Raw genomic sequence first — 14,640 nt, forward strand, 5'->3', positions numbered from 1 at the left:
TTTTTGTTCCCAGTGTTGTTATTCTGGGGTATTAAAATTCTCTGAATTGTCTTTTCTAAATGAACTTGGTAAAATTGTGGGTATCAATTTAATAAGCAAAGGTAATAAAAGTGCTCCACCTGGTAACATAAAAACTGTAAAAGCAGGTATGGCTTTACAGATATCAAGTGTTTGCTCTTTTACCTTCTTTTTTTCCTCTTCAGTTAACGTTGTTGTTATTGATTTCGTTAGTAAAGAAACAAGCTCTTTGCTTTCATTTAGCTCTTCTATAAAACGAGCCTTATTCTTATGCAATAATGCTTTTATTTCTTCTACCGAATTCATTATAACTTTCTACGTTTCTTTTCTGTTTTTATAAGATTTAACTCTCTAGAAGTTTGTCCTTCTACAGATGTATTTTCCTCTGCTCTACGAATTAGATACGGCATAACGTCTCTTACTGGTCCAAAAGGAACATATTTAGCCACATTATATCCTTTCTCAGCTAGATTAAAACTAATGTGATCACTCATTCCATATAATTGTCCAAACCACATCCTTTTGTCGTTTTTCTCAATATTATACTTCTCAGCAAGTTCCATTAATAAATAAGAACTTTCTTCATTATGAGTTCCTGCAAATAAAGCCATATTTTTATGCTCCATCATGTACAAGATTGCTTCATCATAGTTCTTATCCGTAGCTTCTTTATTCTTACAGATTGGAGATGGATAACCCATTTCTTCGGCTCTTTCGCGTTCTTTTTCCATATATGCACCACGAACTACTTTCATACCAATGTGGAATCCTTTTTGATGCGCTCGTTGATGTAAAGCTTTTAAGTATTCCATTCGATCATGACGATACATTTGAAGTGTATTGAATATGATAGCTTTCTCTTTATTGTAGGTAGCCATCAATTCTTCAATTAAATCATCGGCTGCATCTTGCATCCAGCTTTCTTCTGCATCGATTAAAAGAGGTACATCTTTAGTAAAAGCAAGTTTACAAACTCTGTGAAAACGAGTTTTTACTCTATCCCACTCTTCTTGCTCTTTAGATGATAATTCTTTTCCTTCACCAATTTTTTGATATAGAGCAAACCTTCCAAAACCAGTTGGTTTAAAAACAGCAAATGGAATTGAATCTTTCTCTTCAGAAAATTGAATGATTTTCTCTATCTTTTCAACCGCACTATCAAAACTCTCTTCTTCTGCTTTACCTTCCACAGAGTAATCTAATACACTGTGAACATTTCCAGAATTATACATTTTCTCTATACTTGGAATACAATCTTCTTCTGTTACTCCACCACAAAAATGATCGAAAACAGTAGAACGAATTAATCCTTCTACAGGTAAATGTGCTTTAAGTGCAAAATTGGTTACCGCAGTACCAATTCTAACCATTGGTTGACTTTGAATCAATCGAAATAAAAAATAAGCCCTTTCTAACTCAGAATCAGACTTTAACTTGAAAGCTACTTCAGTATTCTCAAAAAGTTTCATGAATAATATTTACACGTTTATTCTTGAAAGACAAATATAGAAGAGAACAATCAATTTTTTTTATAATTTCTATTTATTTTTACATCTTATTTAAAGAAACAATGGAAACCATTCAGGCAACTACATACCCAATTCATTTTAATGAAAAAGCATACAGTGAACTTGCTGTTTTAATTGAACAAAATGCATACTCATCTATTTTTATTTTAGTAGATGATAATACGTTTGAATGTTGTTATCCACGATTTATTCAAAATCTTGAAACTAAAACTCAAATTGAAGTTATTCAAATAGATCCAGGTGAAGTTCATAAGAACATTGAAACTTGTGTTGGAGTTTGGAATGTAATGACTGAATTAGGTGCTGATAGAAAGAGCTTACTGATTACGCTTGGTGGTGGAGTAATTACTGATTTAGGTGGATTTGTGGCTTCTACTTTTAAAAGAGGAATTGATTTTGTGAATATTCCAACGACTCTTTTATCAATTGTTGATGCATCTGTTGGTGGAAAAACTGGAATTGATTTAGGCGTATTAAAAAATCAAATTGGTGTTTTTGCTAACCCGCAAATGGTTTTAATTGATCCTGAGTATTTACGTACCCTTTCAGCGAGAGAAATTAGATCAGGAACTGCAGAGATTATAAAATATGGAATGACTCATGATATTCACTTATTCAATGAAATTAAGGATAATCCTGAAGTTAATATTGTTGATTTGATTCACAAGTCAATAGCTATTAAAAATGAAGTTGTTTCCGAAGATCCAAAAGAAAAAGGATTACGAAAAGTCTTAAACTGGGGACATACCATGGGGCATGGTGTAGAATCATACTTTCTAGAAAATCCTAATAAGGAAGCTTTAACTCATGGTGAGGCTATTGCTATTGGTATGGTTTGTGAAGCATTTATTTCTGCTAAAACTCAGGGTTTTCCTACCGAAAAATTAGAAGAAATAAAGGAAGCTATTATTGCTATTTATGGTAAAGTTACAATTGAAAAAAGTGATATTGAACCTATAATGAATTTACTCAAGCACGACAAGAAAAATGAAGCTGGAGTGGTAAAATTCGTTTTACTTAAGGATTATGAAGATTTTGTGATTAATGCAGAAGCTTCAGAGCAAATTATAGAAGAAAGTCTAAATTTTTACAGACAATAAATAATGGAAGAAAATAAAAATTATAGGAAGTACCAATGGTTACACAACTTCCTATGGTTTTTATTCTGCATTCTAATTGGAATACTAAGTTTTAGACTACGAATTGGTGAAACTTTTGAATTCAAAAATGATATTTTAAATACCATTTTACAATTCTTGTATTACAGAGCTATTTTAGTAATTGGAGGAATTTTAGGGTTACTAACATTCATTTTCTTCAAAATTATTGATTCCAAACTTCTCCGAAGAAAATCGAATTCGAAATGGAGTCCTTTTATTTTTAGACTAATAAGTATACTTTCAATACTTACCATCTTAAGTTTGTTACACTACATTTTAGAATTTGAGTTAGATTGGATTTAATCAAACATCGCTAGAAACAAGCTTTATAAATACTCTCATATTGTGGTAATACTTTATCAAGTGAAAACAACTTCGTATGCTCTTTAGCATTTCTTTTTAACTCTAAAAGTTTAGCTTCATCTTTTAAAATAGAGATCGCATGATTAGCCATACTATTCACATCTCCCAAATCACTTAAATAACCTGTTTCTCCATGAATATTCACCTCAGGCAATCCACCAGTATTAGACGATATCACCACAGTATTTGCTGCCATTGCTTCTAACGCCGCTAATCCAAAACTTTCTGTTTCTGAAGGCAACAGAAATACATCAGAATAACATAATAATTTAGCAACCTCATTACTATTACCTAAAAACAGAATTTTATCACTTATTCCTAAAACTTCCGCAAGTTTCTCCGCTTTAGATCTTTCTGGTCCGTCACCAACCATTAATAGTTTAGATGGAATTTCTTTCTGGACTTCGTTAAAAATCTGAATTACATCTAAAACCCTTTTTACAGGTCTGAAATTACTTATATGTGTTAAAATACGCTCATTCTCATTTGCAATAGCATTCCTCCTACACTCTTCTTCATCTGCCATTTCATATTTCGTCCCATCAATAAAATTATAAACCACTTTAATATCCTTTTGAATATTAAACAATCGTAAAGTATCCTCTTTTAAACTTGATGAAACTGTAGTTACTTCATCAGACATATTAATACTAAACTCTACTGCTGTTTTATAACTCGGATGACTTCCAACTAAGGTAATATCTGTTCCATGAAGTGTTGTGACTACTTTCACTTTAATGCCTTTATCTGAAAGCATTTTTTTGGCCATATAGGCCGCATAAGCATGAGGTATTGCATAATGTACATGAAGTACTTCCAATTGATAACGTTCAACAACTTCTACCATTTTAGTTGAAAGTGCCAACTCATATGGTTGATATTGAAATAACGGATATTCTTCTAACGCGACTTCATGAAAATGTAAATTGTATGAAATAAAATCTAATCGAACGGGTTGGTTATACGTTATGAAATGAACTTCATGACCTTTATTTGCCAATGCCATTCCTAATTCTGTAGCTACTACTCCACTACCTCCAAAAGTAGGATAACATACAATACCTATTTTCATGTGTTGTTTGATTTGTCGGTTTTGACGTAAAAATACGTTTTTGTTTACGCTAGATTGTTAATATTATTAAAAAAAGAAACGCTGCTACTTTTAAGTAACAGCGTTTCAAATTATTATCTATATTTTTCTAGTAATCTCCTAAAGTTGCAGGATTTTGCTCTAATGCAGTAGCTAATTGCTCGTCATTTGGAGCTTTTCCATGCCATGCATGCGTATGCATCATAAAGTCTACTCCGTTACCCATTTCTGTATATAATAAAATACAAACAGGTTTACCTTTTCCAGTTCTAGATTTAGCTTCTTTTAAACCAGCTAAAACAGCTTCAACATTATTTCCTTCTTTAACTTCTAATACATCCCAACCAAAAGCTTCAAATTTTGCTTTTAAGCTTCCCATTGCTAAAACTTGATCAGTAGTTCCATCAATTTGTTTTTCGTTTACATCAACAGTTGAAATTAAGTTATCAACTTTCTTTGCAGATGCATACATTGCAGCTTCCCAAATTTGACCTTCTTGTAACTCCCCATCTCCGTGTAAAGAGTAAACAATTTTATCATCTCCATTTAACTTCTTTGCTTCAGCAGCTCCAATCGCAACACTCATTCCTTGTCCTAATGAACCAGATGCAATTCTAATTCCTGGTAAATGTTCATGAGTAGTTGGATGACCTTGTAAACGAGAATCAAGCTTTCTGAATGTTGCTAATTCTTCAACAGGAAAAAAACCACTACGAGATAAAACACTGTAATATACAGGTGAAATATGTCCATTAGATAAAAAGAACATATCTTCATTTTTACCATCCATATCAAAATCAGTACTATATTCCATGATTTCTTGATACAAACAAGTAATAAATTCAGCACATCCTAAAGATCCTCCTGGATGTCCAGAATTAACAGCATGTACCATTCGTAAAATATCTCGGCGAACTTGTTGTGTAAAGTCTTGAAGTTGTTGTGTTGTTGGCATTTTGTTTTGTTTAATACGCGCAAAAATACAAAAGTGTTCGAAATGTAAATATGGAAATGTGGCTTTTAATGAATAGTTATTAACATATAACCTTAAAAAGGGTCCGTTTTCTAAAGGGGATTAAATTGGTCGTTATTCTTTTTCGTGTAATTTTCCCGTTTTTATATATGTTCCTTCGTAATCGAACCCTTATCTCAAATTTCGTGTTTATGCATTGATTAGACAACAATTGCTTGTCTAGATTCATGAAAACAGAGTCCTAAAACATATAAAACACTGGCTAAAAACACATTAAAAAATTCACCTTTTTCTAAAACAAATACTTAGTTTTACTGTTTAAAATCAACTAATGCCTAAACTGAAAATTATCATTTTCTTATTTTGTTTGTGCTTTTTAAACATTAAAAAGGTATCGAGTCAAAATACGGAAGCTTTTCCTTTAATTGATAAATCATATAAATCATTAAAGGGATATTTTCAAGAAAATATAAATGATTCTATAAAAGCAAAAAAATATGCAAATGCGTATTTTGAAAAAGGTAAAAAAGATAAGTCAATACATAGAATGATTTACGCGAAATATCTTTTAGGCCGCTGTGAAAATAATTTCAGTCAGTTTCATAAATATTGTGATTCCCTTATTTCAAACTACAAGAAGGATCAAGATATTGATCAACTACTAAAAATTCATAGTGAGAAAGGCCGTGTATATTATGAAAATAATCATGTACAAGAGTCATTAAAAGAATTCATAAAAGTAAAAGCTTTATTAAAGAAAAAACATAATGATAGTATTTATAATGTTAGTCAAATCTTTATCGCAGACATTAAAAAGTCTTACGGAGATTATGACAACGCAATAAAAATCTATAAAAGCGTATTACATTCATTAGAAAAGGATAAAAAATGTGAAAATTTACTTCTTAAGTTACCGAAGCGCTTAACATTATCTTATATAGAATTAAAAAAATTCGATTCTGCGTTTTACTATTTGGATAAAGGTCATGAATTTTATTCTAAATATGCGACGTCTAATCAAAGATATCTTCAACATTTAATATTCTTAAGATCAAAAATTCACTTTGAAAAAAAAGAGTACAACAAAGCAATTGAAAAAGTAAACAGATATATTAAATTAATACTTAAAGATCAGAAGTTATTAAAAGAACTATCTGCATCGTATTCTTTGCTAGGAACTTCTTTTAAAAATGTAAAGCTTGCCGATAAAGCATATTTCTATTATGAAAAAGTTGATTCTTTGTACTCGAATCATCAAGTTTTAAATAATGATTATAATGTTGTTTATAATTATTTGATTCAAGAATCTAAAGAAAATGAAAACTTAGAATTACAACTTCATTTCATTACTAATCTTTTAGAGCATAAGAATAAAGCGAAGAATAATAAGACTGAAATTGTAAAATCGATTAATCAGGGATATGACCTTCCTGAACTATTAAATGAAAAGAATGCTCTTATAAATAGTTTAAAGAAGAAATCTGATAAAAACGAAGGTTACAAATTTTTATTTTTCTTTTTGGTAGTGCTGACAGTACTACTTTTAATTTACCAAACAAAAAGAAAAAAAGTATACAAGGAGAGATTTTTAAAAGCTCTAGATAGAAAAGAAAAAGTTAAATTAAACAATGAAAAACTGAAACCAACTGAAAATCATCAGAAACAAGAAAGTTCAGAATTATCTATTCAACAAGAAATAGTAGAAGATATTCTTTCTAAACTTCAAACATTTGAACTTGAATATGGTTTTTTAAATAACGAGCTTAATCTTAATAATTTAGCTGAAACACTTGAAACCAATTCTAATTATTTATCCAAAGTTATTAATCACTATAAGAAACAATCCTTTAGTAATTATATCAATAACTTAAGAATAGAATATGTTCTACGTGAATTAAAAGAAGATGAATTACTCAGAAAATATACTGTTAAAGCGTTAGCTCTCGAAGTTGGTTTTAAAAATGCAGAATCTTTCTCCAAAGCGTTTCAGAAAAAAACTAACATTAGACCGTCTTACTTTATAAAAGAACTAAATAAACTTACAGCTTAATTAAATCATGTTTTAGATTTCCGTTTACTCGGAAATAACACAGTCAAAGGATAAATTAAGTCTTTTGCTTTTTCTTTTTAGCCGCTGGGAACAACACATTATTTAAAATTAAACGATATCCTGGTGAAGTTGGGTGTAAATCTAATTCTGTTTTTGGATCACCTACTCTATGTCTATAATCTTCTGGATCATGTCCACCGTAATAGGTAAACATTCCTTTTCCTTTAGTTCCGTGAATATATCTAGCTTCAGAATTGGTTTTATTTTCTCCTAAAACCATTACCGTAGATTTTACGCTGCTTCTATCAAAAGACGTTGTTTGTCCCATGAATGCTTTTACAACTTGTGTATGATTTTGACATAACATCGTTGGAACTTGATCCCATTTTGCAGAAAACTCTTTCAACACAAAATAATCTGACTCTTGTCTAATTCTGCGCTTACGGGTCATATCAATAGATGAAAACTCGTAGGTAGTTGGGTTTCTTATCAGCTGAAAATTATTAAAAGCAAAGGTCTTATTAAAATCTAACTTTGATTGATAATTTGGCTCTGATGGGTCTCCATCAAACATTGTTTCGCAAATATCAACTCCGTCTGCAGCCAGAGCAATATCAAAACTATCCGTTGCAGAACACATCGCAAACATAAATCCACCTCCAACGACATAATCTCTGATCTTACGTGCGACATCTCTTTTAGCTTCAGAAACTTTTGAATAACCTAATTTCTTAGCCAAGGCTTCTGCATCTTTCTTTTGACGAATATACCATGGTGCGGTTCTAAAGGCTCCATAAAAACGCCCGTACTGACCCGTAAAATCTTCATGATGTAAGTGTAACCATTCATAAAGTAATAACTTATCTCCTAAAACTTCCTCGTCATAAACCACATCGAATGGAATTTCTGCATAGGTTAAAACCATAGTTACCGCATCATCCCAAGGCATTTTATCTTTTGGAGAATATACTGCAATTTTTGGCGCTTTTTCAAGTGTTACAGCTTCTTGATTCTTACTCGGAGAAGATATTTCTTCTAATATTATTTGTGATCGAGCTGATGATATTTCTTCATAAGAAACACCTCTAATCTTACATTCATTAACTACATCTGCATTATTTTCAATCAAAAATGCACCTCCATCATAATTCAATAACCATTTCGCTTTTAATCCATTTTGAAGTGCATAATACACAATACCATAAGCTTTTAAATGATTCTTTTGATTATCATGACTCATCGGTAGATAAATAAAAGAAGCCCAAAGTGTATTTGAAAAGAATATAAATGCTAATAAATAAATGTATTTCCTCATATCAAAAACTAAAATACACAATTACTAAGTAGCAATTGTGTATTTAATATATTTTTAAGAATCGTTATTCTAACTTTTAAAACGGAACATCATCATTAAAATTATCTGATGAAGATTCAGGAGCTCCAAATGCATCTTGTGCAGATGGTAAACTATCTGATGAGAATGAATTCATACTCGATTGGAATTCACTACTAAATCCTTCTTCTAAATCCGAGAATTTTGCTAAATGCCCAGTAAACTTTAAACGGATATTATCCAATCCACCGTTACGGTGTTTTGCCACGATAAATTCTCCCTGTCCTTCACATGGTGAATGATCATCATCATCCCATTCAGTCATACCATAATATTCAGGACGGAAAATGAATGATACAATATCAGCATCTTGCTCAATTGCTCCAGATTCACGAAGGTCAGATAATAATGGACGCTTACTTCCTCCACGAGTTTCAACAGCACGAGATAACTGAGATAATGCAATAACAGGAATATTCAATTCTTTCGCTAATGCTTTTAAGTTACGAGAAATTGTAGAAATTTCCTGTTCACGGTTTCCTCCTGCTCCACCTGCTGTCATTAACTGCAAGTAATCAATAATTAAAATTTTAACATTGTGTTGAGACACTAAACGACGAGCTTTTGCACGTAAATCGAAAATTGATAATGCCGGTGTATCATCAATAAAAATAGGTGCATCAGAAAGCTTTTTAACTTTTACATTTAATTGCTCCCATTCGTGCGGCTCTAAATTTCCTTTACGTAATTTCTCAGAAGTCAATCCTGTTTCAGAAGAAATCATACGAGTAATTAACTGTACTGATGACATCTCTAATGAGAATAAGGCAACAGCTTCATTAAATTCGATGGCCATATTTTTTGCCATAGAAATTACAAATGCAGTTTTTCCCATACCAGGACGTGCCGCAATAATAATTAAATCCGAAGGTTGCCAACCAGAAGTTAACGCATCTAACTTTGTAAATCCAGTGGCTAAACCACTCATTCCTTCTTTGTTAGATATCTCTTGAATTTTATTAATTGCCTGTTGAACTAAACTCTCTGCTACTTCTGCTCCTTTCTTTAAGTTTCCTTGAGTTACTTCAAATAATTTACCTTCCGCTTCATCTAGTAAATCAAAAACATCTGTAGTTTCATCATACGCATTTTCAATAATCTCCGAAGAAATTGAAATCAATCTTCGTTGAATATATTTCTGAAGTATAATACGTGAGTGAAATTCAATGTGAGCAGATGACGCTACTTTCTGTGTAAGATTAACCAAATAAAAATCACCTCCTGCTAAATCTAATTTACCACTAGTTCTTAACTGGTGAGCAACTGTTCTTAAATCAATTGGTTCAGAATTTTGGAAAAGCGCATAAATTGCCTCATAAATAGCTTGATGACGTTTGTCATAAAAAGCCTCTGGGTGTAAAATATCAATTACTTCATCAATCCCTTTCTTATCAATCATCATAGCCCCCAAAACAGTCTCTTCTAAATCTAATGCCTGTGGTGGTAACTTTCCTTTTTCTAAATTTATTATTCTAGATTTATCAACTCTAGTACCCCTTAAACTTTGCGTTCTCTCCATATGGACAAAAGTAATTTTTTACATTGATATTTATGACAGCTTTATCGGTTTTCTTTTTGCACAAAAAATGTAAACAAAATTGTTATTAGTGTGTTAATAACATTAGAACTTCCTATTTTTGGTTCAATGAAACCTAATAAAAAAACTATAATTCTAGCTACTTTATTGCCTCTTCAGATACTTTTGGTGAAATATTTAAGCCAAAAGCCTGAATTTATTGAGCAATACTACTCCAATGGAATTTATCCATACATTTCTAGATTCTTTAGAATTATTTTGGGTTGGATTCCCTTTTCTGTTGGGGACCTTATCGGATTGGTTTTATTATCAATGTTTGTTTTTGAAACTTACAAACTAATTAAAAACAGATTCTCTAATTTACTTAAAAAATCAATACAACTCATTGCATTTTTATCAATAATTTACTTTTGTTTTTATCTCTTCTGGGGATTAAATTATTTTAGAGAACCCTTAGCAAAAAAACTCAATTTAATGCATTCTAAATATTCTACAGAAGAATTAGTTGTTACAACAAATTTCTTCTTAGAAAAACTAAATGCCTTACAGCAAAATATAACAGGAAATGACACAATTAAAATTTCCGTTCCGTATTCAAATTCTGAGATTTATAAAAAAGTACCAAACGCGTTTCAAAACTTAAGTACGGATTATACTGTTCTATCTTATCCAAATCCTGCGGTAAAGAATTCATTAGTCAGTTTATTTCAATCTTATAATGGCACTTCTGGTTATTTGAATCCCATTACCGGTGAAGCTCAAGTAAATAGCATGATCCCAAAAACAGGATTACCATCTACGTCTTGTCATGAGGTTGCCCATCAAATTGGATGGTCAGCGGAAAATGAAGCTAATTTCATCGGTTTTTTAGCCTGTATTTATAGTGATGATATCTATTTTCAATACTCTGGTTACAGAATGGCAGTGCGTTATTGTATTCGAGAAATACGAAAACGAGACAAAGAACTGCACAAAGAGTTTTGGTATAAAATTAATAAAGGAATTCGAAAAGAATTGAAAGATAATTATGAGTTTTGGAAACAATATGAAAACCCAATTGAACCTTATTTAAAAAAGGGATATAACTCCTATTTAAAAGCAAATAATCAAACGAAAGGTATTGAATCTTACAGCTATGTTGTAGATTTGCTTATCGCCTACAGAGAACAAAATAATTTATGAAATTTTCCTACTTATATTCCGCAATAATTGGATGTTTACTTTTCAGTTCTTGCAATTCTAACAAGCTTTCTGAAGAATTTAAATGTGCTTCTCCTGATTTTAATAATTTAGAAGAAGTAACTGATTTTAAAAAGAACTTTACTATTGATCTTCCAAAAAATTGGAAAACGAATTTGTATTATGACGAAGTGGTTTCTTCTATATATTCTGCAGATACAACAGTAAGTATAAAAGAAACTGTAATCATTGATGCCTCTTTTATTCTAAATCCAGTTGAAATTAATAAAGAGTTTATTGCTAAAATAAAAACAGAAAATACCACCGGACAATTGGAAGAATTGATATCCAAAGAAATACAATATTTAGGAAATGATGCTTTTTACAATTATGTAAAGGGTAAGAAAGGAAAATACACCTACCACCTACTTAATGTTTTCACTAAAGCCGATTTAGGGTTTATGCATGTTAAAACTGAGATCTATGGCGATTCATTAGTGGATGAACGCTTATGTAAAGCTGTAAAATTGATAGATAAAATACGTTTGAAATAACTTATTTTTGAACTTTAAATATTAAAGAATGAACAAACAACATATTATAGACAGATTTGTAAAATATGTAACTATTGATACTGAATCTGATCCCGCTAATCCAAAATTCCCAAGTACAGAAAAACAATGGGATTTAGCACGTGTATTAGAGCAAGAATTAAAAGAAATAGGAATGCAAGATGTAGAGTTAGATGAAAATTGTTATCTAATGGCTACACTTCCTAGTAATATTGATTATGATGTTCCTACTATTGGATTTGTTGCGCACATTGATACGAGTCCAGATTTTACGGGTGCCAACGTAAAGCCTCAAATTCACGAAAACTATAACGGAGAGGATATTATTCTGAACGAAAAAGAAAATATCGTTTTATCTCCTTCTTATTTTGAAGATTTACTACAATATAAAGGTCAAACAATTATAACTACTGATGGTACTACATTACTAGGAGCTGATGATAAAGCTGGTGTTACTGAAATTGTTTCTGCGATGGAATATTTAATTCAAAATCCAGAAATTAAACATGGTAAAATCAGAATTTGTTTTACTCCAGATGAAGAAGTTGGTAAAGGTGCTCATTTATTTGATGTTGAAAAATTTGGTGCACAATGGGCCTACACAATGGATGGTAGTCAAATTGGGGAATTAGAATACGAAAACTTTAATGCTGCCGGTGCTGTGGTTACCATTAACGGTAAAATTGTACACCCAGGTTATGCTAAAGGTAAAATGGTTAACTCAATGACTATTGCAAGTGACTTTATCAATACGTTACCAGCTGATGAAGTTCCTGAAAGAACTACAGGATATGAAGGTTTCTTCCATTTACATACTATGGAAGGAAAAGTTGAGAAAACAGTTTTAAAGTATATTATTAGAGACCATGACATGAATCTTTTCAATGAAAGAAAAGAGTTAATGTTAAATGCTGCCAAGAGTATTAATGAAAAGTTAGGTAAAGACGCTATTGAAGTTGAGATTAAAGATCAATACTTCAATATGAAAGAAAAGGTAGAACCGGTAATGTACATTGTTGATATAGCTGAGGAAGTTATGAAAGACATGGGAATTACTCCATTGATTAAACCTATTAGAGGTGGTACTGATGGTTCTCAACTTTCTTATAAAGGATTACCTTGTCCTAATATTTTTGCAGGTGGACACAACTTCCACGGTAGATACGAATACGTTCCTGTTGAGTCAATTATGAAGGCTACAGAAGTGATTGTAGGTATTGCTCAGAAGGTGACTGAAAAGTTTAAATAAGAATGACTTTTACATATAAAATGAAAAAACTCCAGCCTTAGGCTGGAGTTTTTAATTAACCTCCCATTAAAATAAAATCAATAACTAATAACGAATTGATATTCATTTCGTAGCAAATATAAGGGTTGTAGACTGTATTAAACAAAACATTTTCGTCTTTTTTTAGTTAAATTATGACTAGTATAGTATTTCACACATATTTCAATTGTGTTATATTCTAAAATTCAATTTTTTTTCCTTTCGATATAAAGTACTTTTATTGCTTTAAAATAATTAAAATGGATAGAAATTTACTTTTAGATTTGGCTAAGAAATATGATAGCCCTTTGTATGTTTACGACACTCAAAAAATAACAAGTCAGTATAAACGCATTACAAAAGCATTCTCTAAGGTAAAAAATGTAAAGATTAACTATGCTGCAAAAGCATTATCTAATGTGAATATTCTTAAGGTATTTAATCAATTAAATAGTGGATTAGATACTGTTTCTATACAAGAAGTTAAACTTGGATTATTAGCAGGTTTTGAACCAAAAGATATCATCTATACACCAAACGGAGTTTCCTTAAAAGAAATTGAAGATGTAGCTAAATTGGGTGTACAAATTAATATCGATAACTTGTCTATTCTAGAATTGTTCGGGCAAAAGCACCCAGAGATTCCAGTTTGTATTAGAATTAATCCGCATGTTATGGCAGGTGGGAATTCTAAAATATCTGTTGGACACATCGATTCGAAATTTGGAATCTCAATTCATCAAGTTCCACATATTGAACGTGTAGTTGAAAACACAGGAATGAATATCAATGGTATTCATATGCATACTGGTTCTGATATTTTAGATGTAGATACATTTTTAATGGCTACCGAAATTTTATTTGATGTAGCTAAACATTTCAAGAACATTGATTTTATCGACTTTGGAAGTGGGTTTAAAGTTCCATATAAAGAAGGAGATATTTCAACAAATATTGAAGATTTAGGTAAGCATTTATCTAAACGATTTAACGACTTCTGTAAAGAATATGGTAAGGATCTTACTTTAATGTTTGAACCTGGAAAGTTCTTAGTAAGTGAGGCTGGATATTTCTTAGCGTCAGTAAACGTAATTAAGCAAACAACGTCAACAGTTTTCGCTGGTATTGATAGTGGATTAAATCATTTAATTCGCCCAATGTTTTATGGTTCATATCATAAAATAGTAAACTTATCAAATCCAAAAGGTAGAGAACGTTTTTATAGTATCGTTGGATATATCTGCGAAACGGATACCTTCGGAACTAATAGAAGAATTAATGAAATCAGAGAAGAAGATGTTCTTTGTTTCTCTAACGCGGGAGCTTACTGTTATTCTATGGCTTCTAACTATAATTCAAGATACAGACCTGCGGAAGTTATGATTCATGAAGGAAAAGATTACTTAATACGTAAAAGAGAGACTTTTGAAGATATCATGAAAAACCAAGAAATAGTATTATAAATTAAAAAACTCTGACTTTCGTCAGAGTTTCTTTTATATAATTCAT

General features: G+C 31.1%; 13 protein-coding genes. 7 read left to right on the forward strand and 6 right to left on the reverse strand.

Annotation, left to right across the window (positions count from 1 at the left end; all coding sequences use genetic code 11):
• Nucleotides 1–18: 18 nt before the first annotated feature.
• Together ABNT61_RS03885 and ABNT61_RS03890 are read right to left on the reverse strand one after the other, a co-directional pair.
• The gene (locus ABNT61_RS03885; protein WP_348725207.1) at nucleotides 19–324 is read right to left on the reverse strand and encodes an LETM1 domain-containing protein; all 306 of its coding nucleotides are present in this window, start codon (nucleotides 322–324) and stop codon (nucleotides 19–21) included.
• Nucleotides 324–1,487, reverse strand: coding sequence for a proline dehydrogenase family protein (locus ABNT61_RS03890; RefSeq protein WP_348744935.1), 1,164 nt, complete (start codon nucleotides 1,485–1,487; stop codon nucleotides 324–326). Before ABNT61_RS03890 ends, ABNT61_RS03885 begins: the two co-directional genes overlap by 1 nt.
• Nucleotides 1,488–1,588: 101 nt before the next feature.
• Here ABNT61_RS03890 and aroB point away from each other — a divergent pair, with 101 nt between their 5' ends.
• On the forward strand, nucleotides 1,589–2,647 hold the full coding sequence (gene aroB / locus ABNT61_RS03895) for a 3-dehydroquinate synthase (protein WP_348744936.1): 1,059 nt from the start codon (nucleotides 1,589–1,591) through the stop codon (nucleotides 2,645–2,647).
• A gap of 3 nt (nucleotides 2,648–2,650) precedes the next feature.
• Nucleotides 2,651–3,010, forward strand: coding sequence for a hypothetical protein (locus ABNT61_RS03900; protein WP_348744937.1), 360 nt, complete (start codon nucleotides 2,651–2,653; stop codon nucleotides 3,008–3,010).
• A gap of 10 nt (nucleotides 3,011–3,020) precedes the next feature.
• Here ABNT61_RS03900 and bshA read toward each other — a convergent pair whose 3' ends face one another.
• Together bshA and ABNT61_RS03910 are read right to left on the reverse strand one after the other, a co-directional pair.
• Nucleotides 3,021–4,142: an N-acetyl-alpha-D-glucosaminyl L-malate synthase BshA gene (gene bshA / locus ABNT61_RS03905; protein WP_348742036.1), complete on the reverse strand. Its 1,122-nt coding sequence runs from the start codon at nucleotides 4,140–4,142 to the stop codon at nucleotides 3,021–3,023.
• A 127-nt stretch (nucleotides 4,143–4,269) separates the two neighbouring features.
• Complete coding sequence (locus ABNT61_RS03910; protein ID WP_348712206.1) at nucleotides 4,270–5,115, reverse strand: transketolase; 846 nt, start codon at nucleotides 5,113–5,115, stop codon at nucleotides 4,270–4,272.
• A 349-nt stretch (nucleotides 5,116–5,464) separates the two neighbouring features.
• On the opposite strand from ABNT61_RS03910, the gene ABNT61_RS03915 reads away from it, so the two are divergent.
• A complete protein-coding gene (locus ABNT61_RS03915; protein ID WP_348744938.1) occupies nucleotides 5,465–7,183 on the forward strand; it encodes a helix-turn-helix domain-containing protein in 1,719 nt (572 codons plus the stop codon).
• A gap of 55 nt (nucleotides 7,184–7,238) precedes the next feature.
• On the opposite strand, the gene ABNT61_RS03920 is transcribed toward ABNT61_RS03915, so the two are convergent.
• Together ABNT61_RS03920 and dnaB are read right to left on the reverse strand one after the other, a co-directional pair.
• Complete coding sequence (locus ABNT61_RS03920; protein ID WP_348744939.1) at nucleotides 7,239–8,498, reverse strand: asparagine synthetase B; 1,260 nt, start codon at nucleotides 8,496–8,498, stop codon at nucleotides 7,239–7,241.
• Nucleotides 8,499–8,574: 76 nt separating this feature from the next.
• Nucleotides 8,575–10,095: a replicative DNA helicase gene (gene dnaB / locus ABNT61_RS03925; protein ID WP_348712209.1), complete on the reverse strand. Its 1,521-nt coding sequence runs from the start codon at nucleotides 10,093–10,095 to the stop codon at nucleotides 8,575–8,577.
• Nucleotides 10,096–10,221: 126 nt separating this feature from the next.
• On the opposite strand from dnaB, the gene ABNT61_RS03930 reads away from it, so the two are divergent.
• The 4 genes from ABNT61_RS03930 (at nucleotide 10,222) to lysA (ending at nucleotide 14,594) form a co-directional block, all read left to right on the forward strand.
• Nucleotides 10,222–11,295: a DUF3810 domain-containing protein gene (locus tag ABNT61_RS03930; RefSeq protein WP_348744940.1), complete on the forward strand. Its 1,074-nt coding sequence runs from the start codon at nucleotides 10,222–10,224 to the stop codon at nucleotides 11,293–11,295.
• A complete protein-coding gene (locus tag ABNT61_RS03935) occupies nucleotides 11,292–11,846 on the forward strand; it encodes a hypothetical protein (protein WP_348742042.1) in 555 nt (184 codons plus the stop codon). Before ABNT61_RS03930 ends, ABNT61_RS03935 begins: the two co-directional genes overlap by 4 nt.
• Before the next feature lie 28 nt (nucleotides 11,847–11,874).
• Entirely contained in the window at nucleotides 11,875–13,113 is a 1,239-nt protein-coding gene (pepT, locus tag ABNT61_RS03940) for a peptidase T (RefSeq protein ID WP_348744941.1), read from the forward strand.
• 278 nt (nucleotides 13,114–13,391) lie between these two features.
• Nucleotides 13,392–14,594 carry a diaminopimelate decarboxylase gene (lysA, locus tag ABNT61_RS03945; protein ID WP_348712214.1) on the forward strand — a complete coding sequence of 401 codons (1,203 nt, stop codon included), beginning with the start codon at nucleotides 13,392–13,394 and terminating at the stop codon, nucleotides 14,592–14,594.
• The last annotated feature ends 46 nt before the right edge of the window (nucleotides 14,595–14,640 follow it).

It is taken from the genome of Tenacibaculum sp. 190524A05c (assembly GCF_964036595.1).
Classification (GTDB): domain Bacteria; phylum Bacteroidota; class Bacteroidia; order Flavobacteriales; family Flavobacteriaceae; genus Polaribacter; species Polaribacter platacis.